The following is a 14897-nucleotide window of genomic DNA, read 5'->3' as shown; positions in this document are numbered from 1 at the left end:
ATTTTTTAGTTTTAGATAATATTACTGAAAAGCGATAAGAGAAAATTCAAATAAAAATTGAGGTGTTAGAGAATGGAGAATAAAGTAAATACAGTGTTAGTAACTGGAGGAGCTGGATTCATCGGTTCCCATATTGTAGATCAGCTAATAGAAAATAATCATCAAGTAGTAGTGGTAGACAATTTTTCAACTGGGAAAGAAGAAAATTTGAATGAGCAGGCTGAAGTTTTTGACTTAGATATTAGAGATGATTTAACTACAGTATTTTCTAAATTTGATATTGAATATGTAATTCATCAAGCAGCTCAAATTGACATTCAAAAGTCTATTGCAGCTCCTGACTTTGATAGTGATGTAAATGTAACTGGAACAGTCAATTTATTAAATTACTGTACAGAATATGATGTAAAGAAAGTAGTTTATGCTTCGTCAGCTGCGGTATATGGTCAACCAGAGTACTTAGGGATAGATGAAGAGCATCTTGTTAATCCAATTTCATTTTATGGTGTTTCTAAACATACGCCTGAACATTACTTAAAAGTTTTTAGTGAATTATATGATTTAGACTATACTATTTTAAGATATGCTAATGCTTATGGTATAAGACAAGACCCTAAAGGTGAGGGTGGAGTTATTTCTATTTTTGTTGATAAGTTTTTATCGGGAGAGAACCCAACTATTTTTGGGGATGGTGAACAGACAAGAGATTTTGTTTATGTAGATGACATTGCAGCAGCTAATTTGGCTGCTATGGATAATGGCTCAGAAGAAATTATTAATATTAGTTGTAATCAACAGACTTCAGTTAATCAGTTAGTTGATTTAATGAATGATATAGTAGATACAGATTTGGAAGCAAATTATGAAGAAGAACGAGCCGGAGATATTAGATATAGTTACTTAATTAATGATAAAGCTAAAGAAGTTTTGGATTGGGAGCCACAATATAGTCTAGAAGAGGGATTAAAAGAAACTTTTGATTATTATAAGAATAAATATTAAAAGTTTATTTGTAACCAGACTGATGCTCAGCATTTAGTCTGGTATTTTTTATTTTAATTAGGTTGGAAGTTGGTTATAATATTAGTAGAGGTGGTAGGTATGAAAAAGTTTAATGTAACAGGAGTCTGTATCCCAAAAGAACATTATATGGTTGATATTAGAAATAAGTTAAAACAAATAATGGATTTAATTGCTAGAGGCCATTATTTTACTATCAATCGTCCTCGTCAATATGGTAAAACTACAGCTATGTATTTATTAGCTAATAAATTAAGAAAAAAAGATTATTTAGTAATTAAAATGAGTTTTGAAGGTTTAAGTAGTAAATCCTTTACAGATGAAGCTATATTTATTAAAAACTTTGTTAGAGAAGTTAAAAGAAATTTACAATTAAGAGGAAAAGAGAACTTGTTGCAGTTTATAGAAGATTATCAACAGTTAAGCGATATAAATGATTTGAATTATTTTATTACTGATTTTATCAGAGAAGCAAAACAGGAAGTTGTTTTAATGATCGATGAAGTTGATAAGAGCAGCAATAATCAATTGTTTCTTGATTTTTTAGGTATGCTGCGTACCAAATATTTATTAGCTAAAGAAGGAGAAGATTATACTTTTCATAATGTCATTTTAGCAGGAGTTCATGATGTTAAAAACTTAAAGTTAAAACTCCGTTCAGATGAAGAAGAAAAGTTTAATAGCCCGTGGAATATTGCAGTTAAATTCAAAGTGGAAATGAGTTTTGATGTCGCAGAAATTTCTAGTATGTTAAGAGACTATAAAAAAGATAGAAAGGCAGAAATGAATGTACAAATTTTAGCAGAAGAAATTTATTATTATACCTCTGGTCATCCTTATTTGGTTAGTAAATTAGCTAAAATAATAGATGAAGAGTTAGAGAAAACTAACTGGGATAAATCAGATGTACAGCAAGCAGTCAAGGTTTTGCTCAATGAACGTAATACTAATTTTGAAAGTTTAATTAAAAATATAGAAAATAATAAAGATTTACATCAGTTGATTTATAAGATTATTGTAGAGGGCGAAGAATTAACCTATAATTTAGATAACCCAATTATAGAATTAGGTGAACTGCATGGGATTTTAAAGAATGAGAATGGGATTGTAAAAGTTCATAATAAAATCTATGAGCAGAGGATATATAATTATCTAAGTTCTAAATTGGAAACTACTCTAGATATGACTGCCTATAATTATAAAGATAATTTTATTAAGAAAAATGGGGATCTAGATTTTGAAAAAGTTTTAAATAAGTTTCAGTTATTTATTAAAGAGCAGTATAGCAGTCAAGATAAAGAGTTTTTAGAAAGAAAAGGAAGATTAATTTTTTTAGCTTTTATTAAACCTATTATTAACGGCAGAGGATTTGATTTTAAAGAGGTACAGATTTCTGAAGAAAAAAGATTAGATATAGTTATAACATATTTAGATAAAAAATATATAGTAGAATTAAAAATATGGCGGGGAGAAAAATATCATCAAAAAGGATTAGAACAGTTAGGAAATTATTTAGATACTCAAAATGTTGAGCAGGGTTATTTAGTGAGTTTTGATTTTAATCAGAATAAAGAATATAAGCAAGAAAAAATTGAACAAGGTGATAAAGAAATATTTGCTATTTGGGTGTAAAAATGCAAAAGAATATCTTTACCAGACTGATGTCCTACATTTAGTCTGGTATTTTTTTATTTCACTTTCCACATACTAAAGGTAATTTAAATTTTATAGGGATGTGAGAAAATTGCCTAGAGTTAAAGTTATGTCTGTAATTGGTACGCGTCCGGAAGCGATTAAGATGGCTCCCTTAATAGAAAAATTAAAACAAGAGCCTAATATAGATTCTGTTTTAACAGTTACTGCTCAACATCGCGAATTATTAGATCAAGTATTAGATTTATTCTCTTTAAAGGTAGACCATGATTTAAATCTGATGTCTGCTGAGCAATCTTTAACTGATTTAACTATTAAAGTATTGGTGCAATTAAAAGAAATCATAATCCAGGAAGAACCAGATTTAGTCTTAGTCCACGGTGATACAACGACCACTTTTGCTGCTGCGTTGGCTTCTTTCTATCAAAAGTGTGCTGTAGCACATATTGAAGCGGGGTTAAGAAGTTATAATAAATATGAACCATATCCGGAAGAAATAAATAGAAGATTAACAGGGACTTTAGCAGACCTACATTTTGCTCCGACAGTTGAGAATTATAATAATTTGTTAGAAGAAGGAGTTAGTGCAGACAAAGTCTTTATTACCGGGAATACTGTGATTGATGCTGTTTTAACTATGGTGCAGTTAGATTATCACTTTGATAAAGCTATTTTAAATGATATTGCACTGCAGGAAGAAAAAATAATTTTAGTAACGGCGCACCGTCGTGAAAACTTGGGCCAAGCTCTCAAGAATATTTGCTGTGCTCTAAAAAGAATAGCAGAGTCTAATCCAGCTGTAAAAGTAATTTGGCCGGTGCATCCGAATCCTAAAGTGAAAGAGATTGTCTATAAGGAAGTAAATAATATAGATAATATTATGTTACTTGAAGCATTAAACTACCAAGATTTTATTAATCTAATGGCTCGTTCTTATTTAGTAGTTAGTGATTCTGGAGGACTGCAAGAAGAGGCACCGGCATTAAATAAAGCAGTTTTAGTCCTGCGTGATAGAACCGAGCGTCAGGCAGGTTTAAAGGCAGGGACTTTAAAATTAGTTGGTACTGCAACTGAGAATATAATCGCAGCAGTTGAAGAATTGTTACATTCTGAGCAAAAATATCAACAGATGATTAGTGTTGAAAATCCATATGGTGATGGTCAAGCTAGTAAAAGAATAGTTGATTATTTGCAATATTACTTTTCTTTATCATCTATAAAGCCCAATCAATTTAGTTAAAGTGTAATCTAAAGCTCTTCATTAGCATATAATAATATACTGTTGTCAGAAAAATACTACACTGTAAGCCTTTTATTAGAACTATTTTTATGTTATTATTTATTATGAAGAGCAGTAAACTTTTAGTAATATTTTTTAATTAAAATCAATACATATAGGGGAGGATTTTTCATGAAAGTTAAGAAGGCTGTTATTCCAGCAGCAGGTTTGGGAACAAGATTTTTACCGGCTACAAAGGCACAACCAAAAGAGATGTTACCAATAGTTGATAAACCGACAATTCAGTATATTGTAGAAGAGGCTGTTGAATCCGGGATTGAAGACTTAATCATTGTGACTGGTCGTCATAAGCGAGCAATTGAGGATCATTTTGATAAGCATTTAGAGTTAGAGATGGCTTTAGAAGCTAAAGGTAAAGATGATATGTTAGATATGGTACAGGATATTTCAGAGTTAATCAATGTTCATTATGTACGTCAAAAAGAACCTAAAGGCTTAGGAGATGCTATCTTACGGGCCAAGACTTTCATTGGCGATGAACCGTTTGCAGTACTTCTAGGAGATGACATAGTAAAAGCAGAAAAGCCTGTTACAAAACAATTGATGGAAGTTTATGAAGAAAAGGAATCTAGTATCATTGGTGTGCAGAAAGTTGCCGATGAAGTAGTGCATAAGTACGGAATTGTAGATTATTCTGATTGTAATGATGAATTATACAATGTCGATAATCTAATCGAAAAACCACCGTTAGAAAAAGCACCATCTAATATTGCAATTTTAGGACGTTATATTATTGAACCAGAGATCTTCTCTATTTTAGAGAATACTGAACCTGGTAAAGGTAATGAAATTCAATTAACTGATGCGCTATTAGAATTAGTTAATCAACAAGATGTTTATGCTCAGGTATTTGATGGTAAGAGATATGATATTGGAAATAAATTAGGCTTTTTAGAAGCTACAGTAGAGTTTGCTTTTGACCGTGATGATATTAAAGATGACTTCCGCGAATACTTAGTTGACTTTTTAGAAGAGAATACCGAAATTCTTTAGAATATAAATTAGGGGCACCTGAAAAGGTGCTCTTTTTTTAGCTTTTGACTTCTACTCTTTACTCATTTTTGTTTTTCACTGTCTCCTTCGTGTTTTTAAAATTCGAAAAACACTCCGTGCAGCCCTGTTCTCTCTACTTTTCTCCTTGTTAACTATGCAATCTATATACAGCAATTCCTCCTAATTTCACTACCAGCTACTCATCACTAGTTACTCTTTTCTAATTACTACTCTTGTTCCACTTTTTGGCTATTGTATTCACCTGCTGTCTGTTATATAATTGTAGTTAAGAAGATAACTAATATAAGAAGGTTGTGATATTTATGTGGGCCAAGCTCCCTAAGAAACGTCAGGTATTACTTGCCGTTGTATCATTTGTGGTGATTATGCTCAGTTCAACTGCCATTGGACTGTTATTCAATCAGCAATCCCAACCGCAAGCTGAAGATTCACAGCAAAAGCAAGAGCAACAAGCCAAAAAAGAAGAGCAACTAAGAAGTGAAGAGTTATTAAGTCAAGCTAAAAACGAATATTATCGTGGTGATTATCAAGCCAGTATTGATAAATATCAACAAGTAATTAATAAATTTAATTCCAGCCGTGCCCGGGCCAACTTAGCAGCAATCTATCAAGAACAAGGGCAGTATCAATTAGCTTTAGAGCAGTATCAGAAGTTAACAGCAGAAACTGATAACCCAGACTATAGATTATCATTAGCTATCGCTTATTATAATACAGGGCAATTAAAGTCTGCCCAGCAGGAGTTCAAATCTTTAATCAATGCAGAAGATATAGATAATGACTATCTATTCAAAGAAGCCCATTATTATCTATTCTTATTAGCTCGTCAAGATGGAGAACTTGCTACAGCTAAAAAAGAGCTACAGCAGGCCTTAGAGCATAAAAAATGGGCTTTAGGGTATTACCACCTAGGAGAGATTGAATACGAAGAAGGAAGCTATCAGCAGGCAGTAAACTATTATCAAACTGCCCTTAGTATGGATGAAAGTTTAAAAGGAGTTAATAAAAAGTTAGGTCTAGCTTATTTGAAATTAGAGCACAGTAAAGATGCCGCTAAATATCTAAGAAAAGCTAAAGATGAGGTCAGTAATGATCAGGTAGTTAATCGTAAAGTGGCTCAATTAAAGGATAAATATCCTGAGTATTTCAAGCATGATCCAACTAAGCCACCGACCCGAGAGAGTATTCCTAAAGAAGTTAATTTTAAAGATATCAAAGCACTGCAAAATCCGGGCCAAGAGCTGCACATTGGAATTATGACTCAGCAGCCGCGAATATTTGCCCGCGTGGGCAGTGAGTTTGAAGTAGTTAGAAATGGTCAAGTAGTTGCGACGGGAGATAAAGGAGAGTTGATTGCTGCTACTACTGAAGGTAGTAATCAATTAGAAATTGGGACAGAAACTTTTAGCTTATCAACTCCGATAACAATTCGTCCTACTAGTTATGCGCCAATTTTAGTTCATCAAGTAGAATATGGTGCAGGTTATTATTGGGGCGGTCGAGTAGATATGCAGTATCGAGGTCAGTTAGAACTGAGAGTTGTTGATGGTGGCTTAACAGCGATTAATACTGTCCCATTAGAATCTTATTTAATGGCCGTAGTACCATCAGAAATGTCAGCCTCTTGGCCGTTAGAAGCACTTAAAGTACAGAGTGTGGCAGCAAGAAGTTATACCCTAGCGAATTTAGATAAACACAGCCGGGAAAGTTATGATTTATGTTCTACTGTTCACTGTGCAGCTTATCGAGGTATTAATCGTGAACACGCAAGAACTAATCAAGCAGTTAAAGAAACTGCGGGAGAGATCATGACTTATAACGATCGACCGATTAATGCAGTCTACAGTGCTAATTCAGGTGGTCATACAGAGAATAGTGAAGATGTCTGGAACTTTGCAGTACCGTATTTAAAAGCAGTTTCAACCCAAGAGCAGCATCCAGAATTTCCTCTGCCACCAGCTGAATTAAAAGAATGGCTGCAGGAAGTACCAGATTCTTATTCTCAAGATAATAGATATACTAAGGACAGTCACTACCGTTGGCAGCGTGAATTATCAGTAGAATATCTAGAACCAAGATTAGGAGTTGCAGAGATCAAAGAAATTATTGCTAGTAACCGTGGTACCGGAGGTAGTGTTGAAGCAGTGATTATCAAAGGTGCCCAAGAAGAAAAAACAATTAAATCAGGACTACGCTATAAATTTGGTGGTTTACGTAGTAACCGTTTTTGGATTCAACCGCAGTATCAAGATGGTGAACTAAGTAGTTTCATCTTTTACGGTGGTGGTTGGGGCCACAATGTCGGTATGGACCAAGTGGCAGTAGCAAGTATGGCAGACAACGGTTATGGTTATCGAGAGATATTAAAACATTTCTATACTGGTATAGAATTTGGAAATAGTGACGAGTGACAAGTAATCAGAAAAAAGAAAAAGAAGAAAAGGCAGTAAAATAGTAAGAACAGCAGAGACTTGGCAGTGCCAAGTCTCTTTTTTTCGCTTTTGATTTCAAGTTGGATACTTAAATTAATAAAGAACACAATAGGGAGTGATCAAAATTAATACAATTGATTTTGCTAAGTACTTAGAATTATATCCGGATACTTCAGGACTTTATCCAGAAAAACTACAAGAAATTGGCGATAAATACCATGAGAAAGGCTATCTAACTAAAGATGAACTCTATGATTTAGCTCATTTGAATTCTACGCGTAGTTCTTATCATGTTAAAAAGAATCCTGCTAGGAGAGTAGAGAAAGTAACAGAGATTGCTTATGAGATTGAAGACGACTTTTCTAAGATTGCTTTATTGAGTAGTTTAAAAGGTGTTGCTGCACCTACTGCTTCAGCAATCTTAACTAGTTTAGATGAAGAGCGACATTGTGTGATTGACACTCGAGTGTGGGCTACTCTATATCATTTGGATTATTTTGAGGCAGAAAAAGAAAGATTTGAGGCGGCAGATTATGTGAAGATTATTGAGATAGTGAGAAAGATGGCTGAAGAGAGTGACTTTAATGTTGCCCAAATTGGTTATGCCTTATTTGCTTATGATGTGGAACATCGAGAAGGAAATCTACATTAAAAGATAATATTAGCTAGTGAAAGCATCTTCTGCTCCCTTTCTGGGGAGCTTTTTATTTTTTTGTAAAAAAATTGCTAAATTCTGCACAAAAAGAAGGATTTTTAGTTTTTATAGTGAAAATAGCCAATTGTAGTCAAATTATCTTATTTTAAAAGGAGGGATCAGTAATGCTATAAATTATTATTTTGTGTTTTTTAAGTATGCTATACTGCTGATAGGCTGATTTTATAGAAAATAGGAGGTAAAAAATATGAAGAAGTCAAGTAAGTTTTATTTAATTTTGGCTTTGCTTTTATTAGTGCCAATAATGGTAGGATGTTCAGATGATAGTGGCGGAACAACAAAGTATACTTTGTCTATAGAAAAAGAAGGTTCAGGTACTGTTGAACCTACTGAGGGATCACATAAGTATAAAAAAGGTACAAGTGTACCTCTTAGTGCTTCAGGTAATGGTAATTATTATCATGAAGAATGGCAGGGAGATGGGATTAGTACTAGTCAAGATGGAACTACAAAAGTCTTAATGAATCAAGATCGTACTGTCAAAGCCATCTTTAGTGCTAAAACCACTAGTGAAAAGTCAGTTAGTGATGCGGAGTCGTTAAAGACTGAGATTAATAATATTAATAATGGAGACAATATTGATACGCTTATCTTAACAAATAGTTTCAGTGTTAGTAGTCTGCCAACTATTCAAAAAAGTATAACTTTAGATCTTAATAACAAGACTTTAACTGCTAATGTTAATATTATGACTACTGAGACAAAAACAATTAAGATTACATCCGGAAAAATTGACGGTGATTTAACGGTTGATGCTGCCAATGCTGAGTTAGAAAATAATGCTGTAGTTACTGGAAAGACAGATATTCAGAATGTATCGAACAATTCTTTCTATAATTCAGGGCAACTTAATGAATTAGTGATTAATGATGGAGATGGATGTTCAGTTAATAATCAATCAGGAAGTAGTGTAAATAGTATTGAAGTTAGTGATACAGCTAAAGATGTAACTATAGAAAATGATAATAGTAAGATTGAGAATGGGATTGATGTTAAAGGTGAAAATACTAAAATTAGTAATAAAAGTGGGACTACAGTAAAGGGCAAAGTAAATGTATCAGGTAAAAATACACAAATTAATAATCAAGATAGTAATATTGAAGCAGAAACTACTATTGAAGATACTGCTGATGGTACTAAAGTAAGCAACCAAAATAGTACAGTGCAAGGTAATATTAATGTAGAAGGTGAAAATACTGAAATAGAAAATAACGATAGTAATGTTGAATCAGAAATTAATATCAATGCAAACAATACAAAAGTTAGAAATGAAGCGGGTTCTGTAAAGAATATAAAAGTAGGTAATAAGGCTCAAAATGCAAGTATAGAGAACTCAGGTTCGATTGATAATGTGAATGTAGATAATGATGCTAAAGATTCTACAACAGTAATTAATGAAGGAACTGAGGCAGAAATAAAAGAGACTAATGTAGAAGCATTAGAAGTAACTGGAAAATTAAAGTATCAGACTAAACCAGATGAAAGTGTATCATTACCAGTAGTAGCGAATGAAAATGCAAAAATAAAGTGGAACGGTGCTTATAAGATAAGTTCTGATGGAAGTAGTAGAGAAGTAACAGATTGGACTAAACCAGATAATGGGAAAGTACAAGGCAAGCAATTAGGGACTATAGAATATAGAGGAGTAATAGTTCAAGATGGTACAGAAACAAAAAGAAAAGTGAGTATGAGATTATTAGTTAGAAAGAAGAGTACAATTGGGATTGATTTTCAAGATGGACCCGAGCAAGTCCAAAACTTAACAGCTGAACTATCATCAGGAGAGATCAACTTAACTTGGGATGCAGGAACTGACGCCGAGAATTATTTAATTTATCGCAGTCAAGAGGATGACTTTAGTACAGCAAAGAGAGTTACTAATGCTATTTCCAATAATAATTATATTGACCAAGATGTAGCTGCAGGTAGTTATTATTATTGGGTAGAGGCTTATGATGCTAATGGTTTAGCAAGTGAAATTTCAGAGTCGGTAAGTGTTAACGTAGAATAAATTATTTAAAAGGAGGATATAAATTATTATGGCTAAAATTAAGAGTGCCAAATTAGTAGTCTTATTAATAGCTAGTTTATTTTTATTAGTAGGATGTAGTAGTGGTGGGGATGATGTTGCCCAAACAGGTGCTAAAGGATATGTGGAAGTAGGAATGAAGTCAGATTCAGGAGTAGGAATTCAAAATATAGGAGAAGAGATTGAGTTAAGTAAATATAGAATTATAATTAATGATAGTGAAGGAAATAAAGTAACAAGTAAAGAACTAAGTGAAATTGATGGGCAAGCTAAGTTTGAATTAGTAGCAGGTACGTATGATATAGTAGCTGAGGCTATTGAAGTAGATAAAGAAAATAATCAAGAATATGTTGCTTATAAAGGGAAAGATACTTTAAAAGTAAGTGCAGATAGTACTACTGAAAAATCAATTACGCTTAAATTACAGACAGGAGATCTAAAAGTTCAGGTGTCTTTTACAGATGATAGCACTTATACAGGAACAAGTAGTGTAGCTATTTTACAACCAGGGCTAACAAATGCAATTAAAGAACAAAACATTGATTTGAGTAATGGTGGTACAGCTGTTTTATTTGAAGATGTAGCAGCCCGAAAACGAGATATTAGAGTAGCCTTTGGAAATTATAATGCAAGAGAGAATGGGAAATATATCTTACCTGATAGAACAAACCAAATTAATGTAGTAGCTCAAAAGACTGAGACAGGTATTAATATTGGCTTTGAAGAAGGTCCCCAGGAAGTACAGAATTTAGCTGCAAGTGTTGATAATCAGACGATTAATTTATCTTGGGATGGAGTTACAGATGCTGAATACTATTTAGTCTATCGAAATACAAGTAATGATTTTGAGACTGCTTCTACAGTTGAAACTATTAAATCAGGTACTAGTTATGAAGATACAAACTTGAGTGGAGGAAGTTATTATTATTGGATTGAAGCTTATAATGATGATGGTTTAGCAAGTCCCATTTCTGAAGTTGCTTCAGCAGAAGTTACAGTAGAAAAAGCTACTGAAAAAGAAAAGATTAACCAGCAGTTAGATAAGTTAGCAGGTGCCATGGTAACTGAAACTCCATCAGCTTTAGATGAGGTTATCCACCCAGATGGTATTTATGAGCATGGGTCTACACTTACAAAAGACGAATTCAAAGATTTTGTCACTAATAAATGGTCTAATGTAGATTGGGAAAGATTTGAATGGAACAATCGAACAGTAGAAATAGATTTAAGAAATAATAAGGCTGTAGTTACAGCGGACTTTTATGAAAAGTTAGCATCTAAAACAGACCCTTCTCAAGCTACAGATCAAATTACTTTAGAAGAAGTGAATGGTACTTGGTATATTAGTAGAATAGAAGGGCCTAATCAGTCAACTAATCCAGAAGTTGAGAATTTATTAAGTTTCTTTAGTGGTTTAAAAAATGAAGATACAGAAGCGATGAAGAATTATTTATCAGCTAATTTTGTTGAAAAGGAAAGGGATTCTTCTGGTAATATAGTAAAGACAACTGATCTACAGACTTTTATAGATGATTTAAATAATGATTTCAGTAATGGATTAGGATTTTATACTGTACAATTAGAGAATAGAAGTCTTAATTCAGTTTCTGATACAGGAACTATCATTTCTGGAACTATGTATTTAGAAGGTAGAGATACTGATGGAAGTGACTTTACAGATAGTGAAGAAATAGAGGTAACTATGAAAAAAATAGATGGCAGTTGGCGCATAGATCAAGTAATTGTACCATATAAAGATAGCAATTATGATAGTAGCGAACCAGCTTATATAAGAGCCAACAATCCTTATGCTGAATTTGATTATCCAAGTACATGGGGTAGAGAATTTTATAATGAGGAAAATCCAAATGATGACGGTAAAATTGACCGAGTTGCTATGAGGGTAGAAGCAGATAACAAATATGGCCTCCCTAGTTTTCAAGCTGATTTACACTATACTCAAGAGATTGGTAGTGAAATTCCAGTCTATTATGATTCAGAAGAAGAGTTTAATAATACTATAAACAATGCTGTAAATAGTGGCACAGATTCTCATCAACAGACAACTTTCAATGGATATCCAGCGCATATTATAATTTCAACACAAACTAACAAAGAGTATAGTGTTGAAGAAAAAGAGTATACAGTACTTGTGCTAAAAGATTCTTATTTAAAGATTTTAAGTTATAAAGATTTAGCTACAGAATATAACCAGAATGATGCAGATGTAATTCTTGGTTCATTCAGTTTTAAGAACTAAATTAAGTTATGATTTGATTTCTGCTCTCCTAGATTAAAAATTAAATCTAGGAGAGCATTTTTTCTGTGAATAATCTGTATTCAAGCTAAAAGAGGAAATTATCAATTAATGTAGAAGATAATAATATAGATGTAATAATTATTATATTTTAAGGAATCTGCTTATTTTTTGTGATTGGGCGAGGTGGTTTAATCTTTTATTTTTAAGGTGCAAGTAAACAACTGATAGCTCATATTTTAGAGCTGAATCAAGGGAGGGTTTTTAATGAAATCGAAACGATGGACAGTACTGCTAGTTTTAGTCATGCTAATGATGATTGCTGGCTGTGCTTCGAATCCAAAAGGCGGTTTTGGGCCAAGCTGGGATGTGCCGATGAAAGTGCCATTGGCGCAAGAAGAGACAAAGACAATTGAAGAGTTTTTAGAAGATGCTCCAGAAGAGGTACAAATTCCGAGTGGTTCACAAGAATTAATCTATATTGAGGATACGATTAATGAAGGAGATAAAGTGAAGAAATTCACTGTTGGAGAAGACTTATTGACTGAGGTAAATAATCAATTACCTCAAATTAATCAATCAGTAGATTTAGAACCAATAACTGTTGATAATATTGCTGATAATATTTCTCGAACTGTCCCTGTAACTAGTGGAGTAAACGATGGTAGTTTAACAGGATTTGCTTTAGATTATGGTAGTTCATTTTCTAGTGTTACTTTTTCTGATAGTGGAGTTAATAAATTAGAGGTTATTGTAGATAATAAATCTACATCTGTAAAGATTGATCGTCTAACTTTAAGTTTAATGAAACCAGATGGACAAGGTGGGATGACTAAGATAGATGAAATCCAGTATACTGATATTGCTGCAGGAACAGCAAGTACTACTCAAGCCTGGGATTTATCGAATCAGGTCTTACCTGGTTCAGGTGCTGAAGTCGATTTAACTGCTACTACTTTAGGCAGTGGTAATGGAGATATGGATGTAACTGTTAGTTTTCCAGACTCAGTAGAGATTGCTAAAGTAACTGATTTACAGTCACCTAATATCAATGAAGAAATTAATTTTGATCCGTTAACTTATGATAACTTTGAGGCCGGCGTAGAAAAGGTTCTTTTCTCACAAGGAAGTTTAGGAGTTAATATTGATCCAACTAATCAATTTGGCGGTTTAGATTTTGCTGTTAGTGATTTGCAGATAGGAACTTTAGGTGGAAGTAATAGCGGCAGCATTGATTTAACTAATGGAGAGTTAGATTTAACAACTGGTGTTACTATTGACTTTAACTTAGTAGTTAGTAATAATAGCAGTACTTTAAGTTATGATAGTACGGAAAGTGTAGAAGTTAGGGGTGGCTTTAGTAATGCTGAAGTTGAGTCAGTTGATTTAGATGCAACAGAATTTAGAGAATTGACTAATGCTGACTTAGGTTTAGCTCCTGATGGAGAGTTTGATTTAGGAGCGACAATTTTAGGAGGACTAGATATTCCTGATCAGCTTGAAGATATTGAAGTTAATGGGGCTAGTCTTGATCTTAATGTGCAAGGTTTAAATGGCTTTGAAGTTGATTTGAGTTCTGTAACTTTTGAGGCTTTAGATAGTACCGGTACAGCTTTAAAGACTTATCAGCCTAATTTAGTTGCTACTGGTGAGAGTACTACAATTGATTTGACAACAGAAGATAGCAATGGAGTTAACTTTATAGATTTATTACAGACTCCTAATACAGAAGATATTGTAGTGACAGGCGGTTTTGATGCTAGTAATATTAATGCTACTGGTGGGACTACAACTATAGATACAAATACTACAGTTGGAATGAATTCTGTTAATGCAAATATTCCGCTTGATTTTGAGATTGTAAGTCCTACTTCTGAGGTGGCAGTAGCTAGCGTTGATAGTGTAGACCAAGATGATGTGGATATGATTGAAGATGGTGTAAAGAAATTTGAGATATTATTAGAAGAGATTACTAATCAGTTTGGTGTGGAAATTAAAGCGCAGGTTTATTTAGCTAATTTAAATAGAGATTATGGAGATCCTGATAATTTAAGTGATGAGGCATTAGATAATTTAGAAGATTTAGTTGCTCAAGAGCAGCATATTTTAGAAGTATCTAATGAAGCTGATGGCAGCTTTACAATTGAGGCTACAGATGGTAGTCCAATTGATAAACAGCTAATGGTTGATCCAGATGAAGCAGATCGCTTAACAGGAGATCACTTATACTTTGGAATTAAGTTGACTATCCCAGCAACTGATAGTGTGCAATTAAAGACAGGCGATGAAGTAAGTATTAATAATGCACGAAGTATCATTACTACTAAAGTTAACCAAGATCAGGATAATAACTAGGAGGTTTAAGCAGTTGTAAAATTATTCAAATTAAGGTAAAATACTTTTTAATTCCGTATCTAGATGTAGTATATACTATATCTAGAGGTGATAGAATGAAATATTTGAAAAGATATGAAAGA

At 33.1% G+C, this 14897-nt stretch carries 9 protein-coding genes; all 9 read left to right on the top strand.

Features of this window, described 5'->3' with window-relative positions; translation table 11 throughout:
* Positions 1-72 precede the first annotated feature (72 nt).
* The 9 genes from JOC47_RS14455 (at position 73) to JOC47_RS14415 (ending at position 14775) form a co-directional block, all read left to right on the top strand.
* Positions 73-1002: an SDR family oxidoreductase gene (locus JOC47_RS14455; protein ID WP_204703067.1), complete on the top strand. Its 930-nt coding sequence runs from the start codon at positions 73-75 to the stop codon at positions 1000-1002.
* A gap of 99 nt (positions 1003-1101) precedes the next feature.
* Complete coding sequence (locus tag JOC47_RS14450) at positions 1102-2652, top strand: AAA-like domain-containing protein (protein WP_204703066.1); 1551 nt, start codon at positions 1102-1104, stop codon at positions 2650-2652.
* 112 nt (positions 2653-2764) lie between these two features.
* A complete protein-coding gene (gene wecB, locus JOC47_RS14445) occupies positions 2765-3913 on the top strand; it encodes a non-hydrolyzing UDP-N-acetylglucosamine 2-epimerase (RefSeq protein WP_338035362.1) in 1149 nt (382 codons plus the stop codon).
* A gap of 171 nt (positions 3914-4084) precedes the next feature.
* Positions 4085-4966 carry a UTP--glucose-1-phosphate uridylyltransferase GalU gene (galU, locus tag JOC47_RS14440; protein ID WP_204703065.1) on the top strand — a complete coding sequence of 294 codons (882 nt, stop codon included), beginning with the start codon at positions 4085-4087 and terminating at the stop codon, positions 4964-4966.
* Positions 4967-5289: 323 nt separating this feature from the next.
* A complete protein-coding gene (locus tag JOC47_RS14435; protein WP_204703064.1) occupies positions 5290-7398 on the top strand; it encodes a SpoIID/LytB domain-containing protein in 2109 nt (702 codons plus the stop codon).
* A gap of 139 nt (positions 7399-7537) precedes the next feature.
* The gene (locus tag JOC47_RS14430; protein WP_439109080.1) at positions 7538-8071 is read left to right on the top strand and encodes a hypothetical protein; all 534 of its coding nucleotides are present in this window, start codon (positions 7538-7540) and stop codon (positions 8069-8071) included.
* Positions 8072-8321: 250 nt separating this feature from the next.
* Positions 8322-10145, top strand: coding sequence for an InlB B-repeat-containing protein (locus tag JOC47_RS14425; RefSeq protein WP_204703062.1), 1824 nt, complete (start codon positions 8322-8324; stop codon positions 10143-10145).
* A 28-nt stretch (positions 10146-10173) separates the two neighbouring features.
* Entirely contained in the window at positions 10174-12423 is a 2250-nt protein-coding gene (locus JOC47_RS14420; protein WP_204703061.1) for a hypothetical protein, read from the top strand.
* A gap of 264 nt (positions 12424-12687) precedes the next feature.
* The gene (locus JOC47_RS14415) at positions 12688-14775 is read left to right on the top strand and encodes a hypothetical protein (RefSeq protein WP_204703060.1); all 2088 of its coding nucleotides are present in this window, start codon (positions 12688-12690) and stop codon (positions 14773-14775) included.
* Positions 14776-14897: the final 122 nt, after the last annotated feature.

It is taken from the genome of Halanaerobacter jeridensis (assembly GCF_016908315.1).
Classification (GTDB): Bacteria; Bacillota; Halanaerobiia; order Halobacteroidales; family Halobacteroidaceae; genus Halanaerobacter; species Halanaerobacter jeridensis.
Note: the sequence above shows the minus strand (reverse complement) of the source record. Positions and strands in the feature narration are given on the sequence as shown.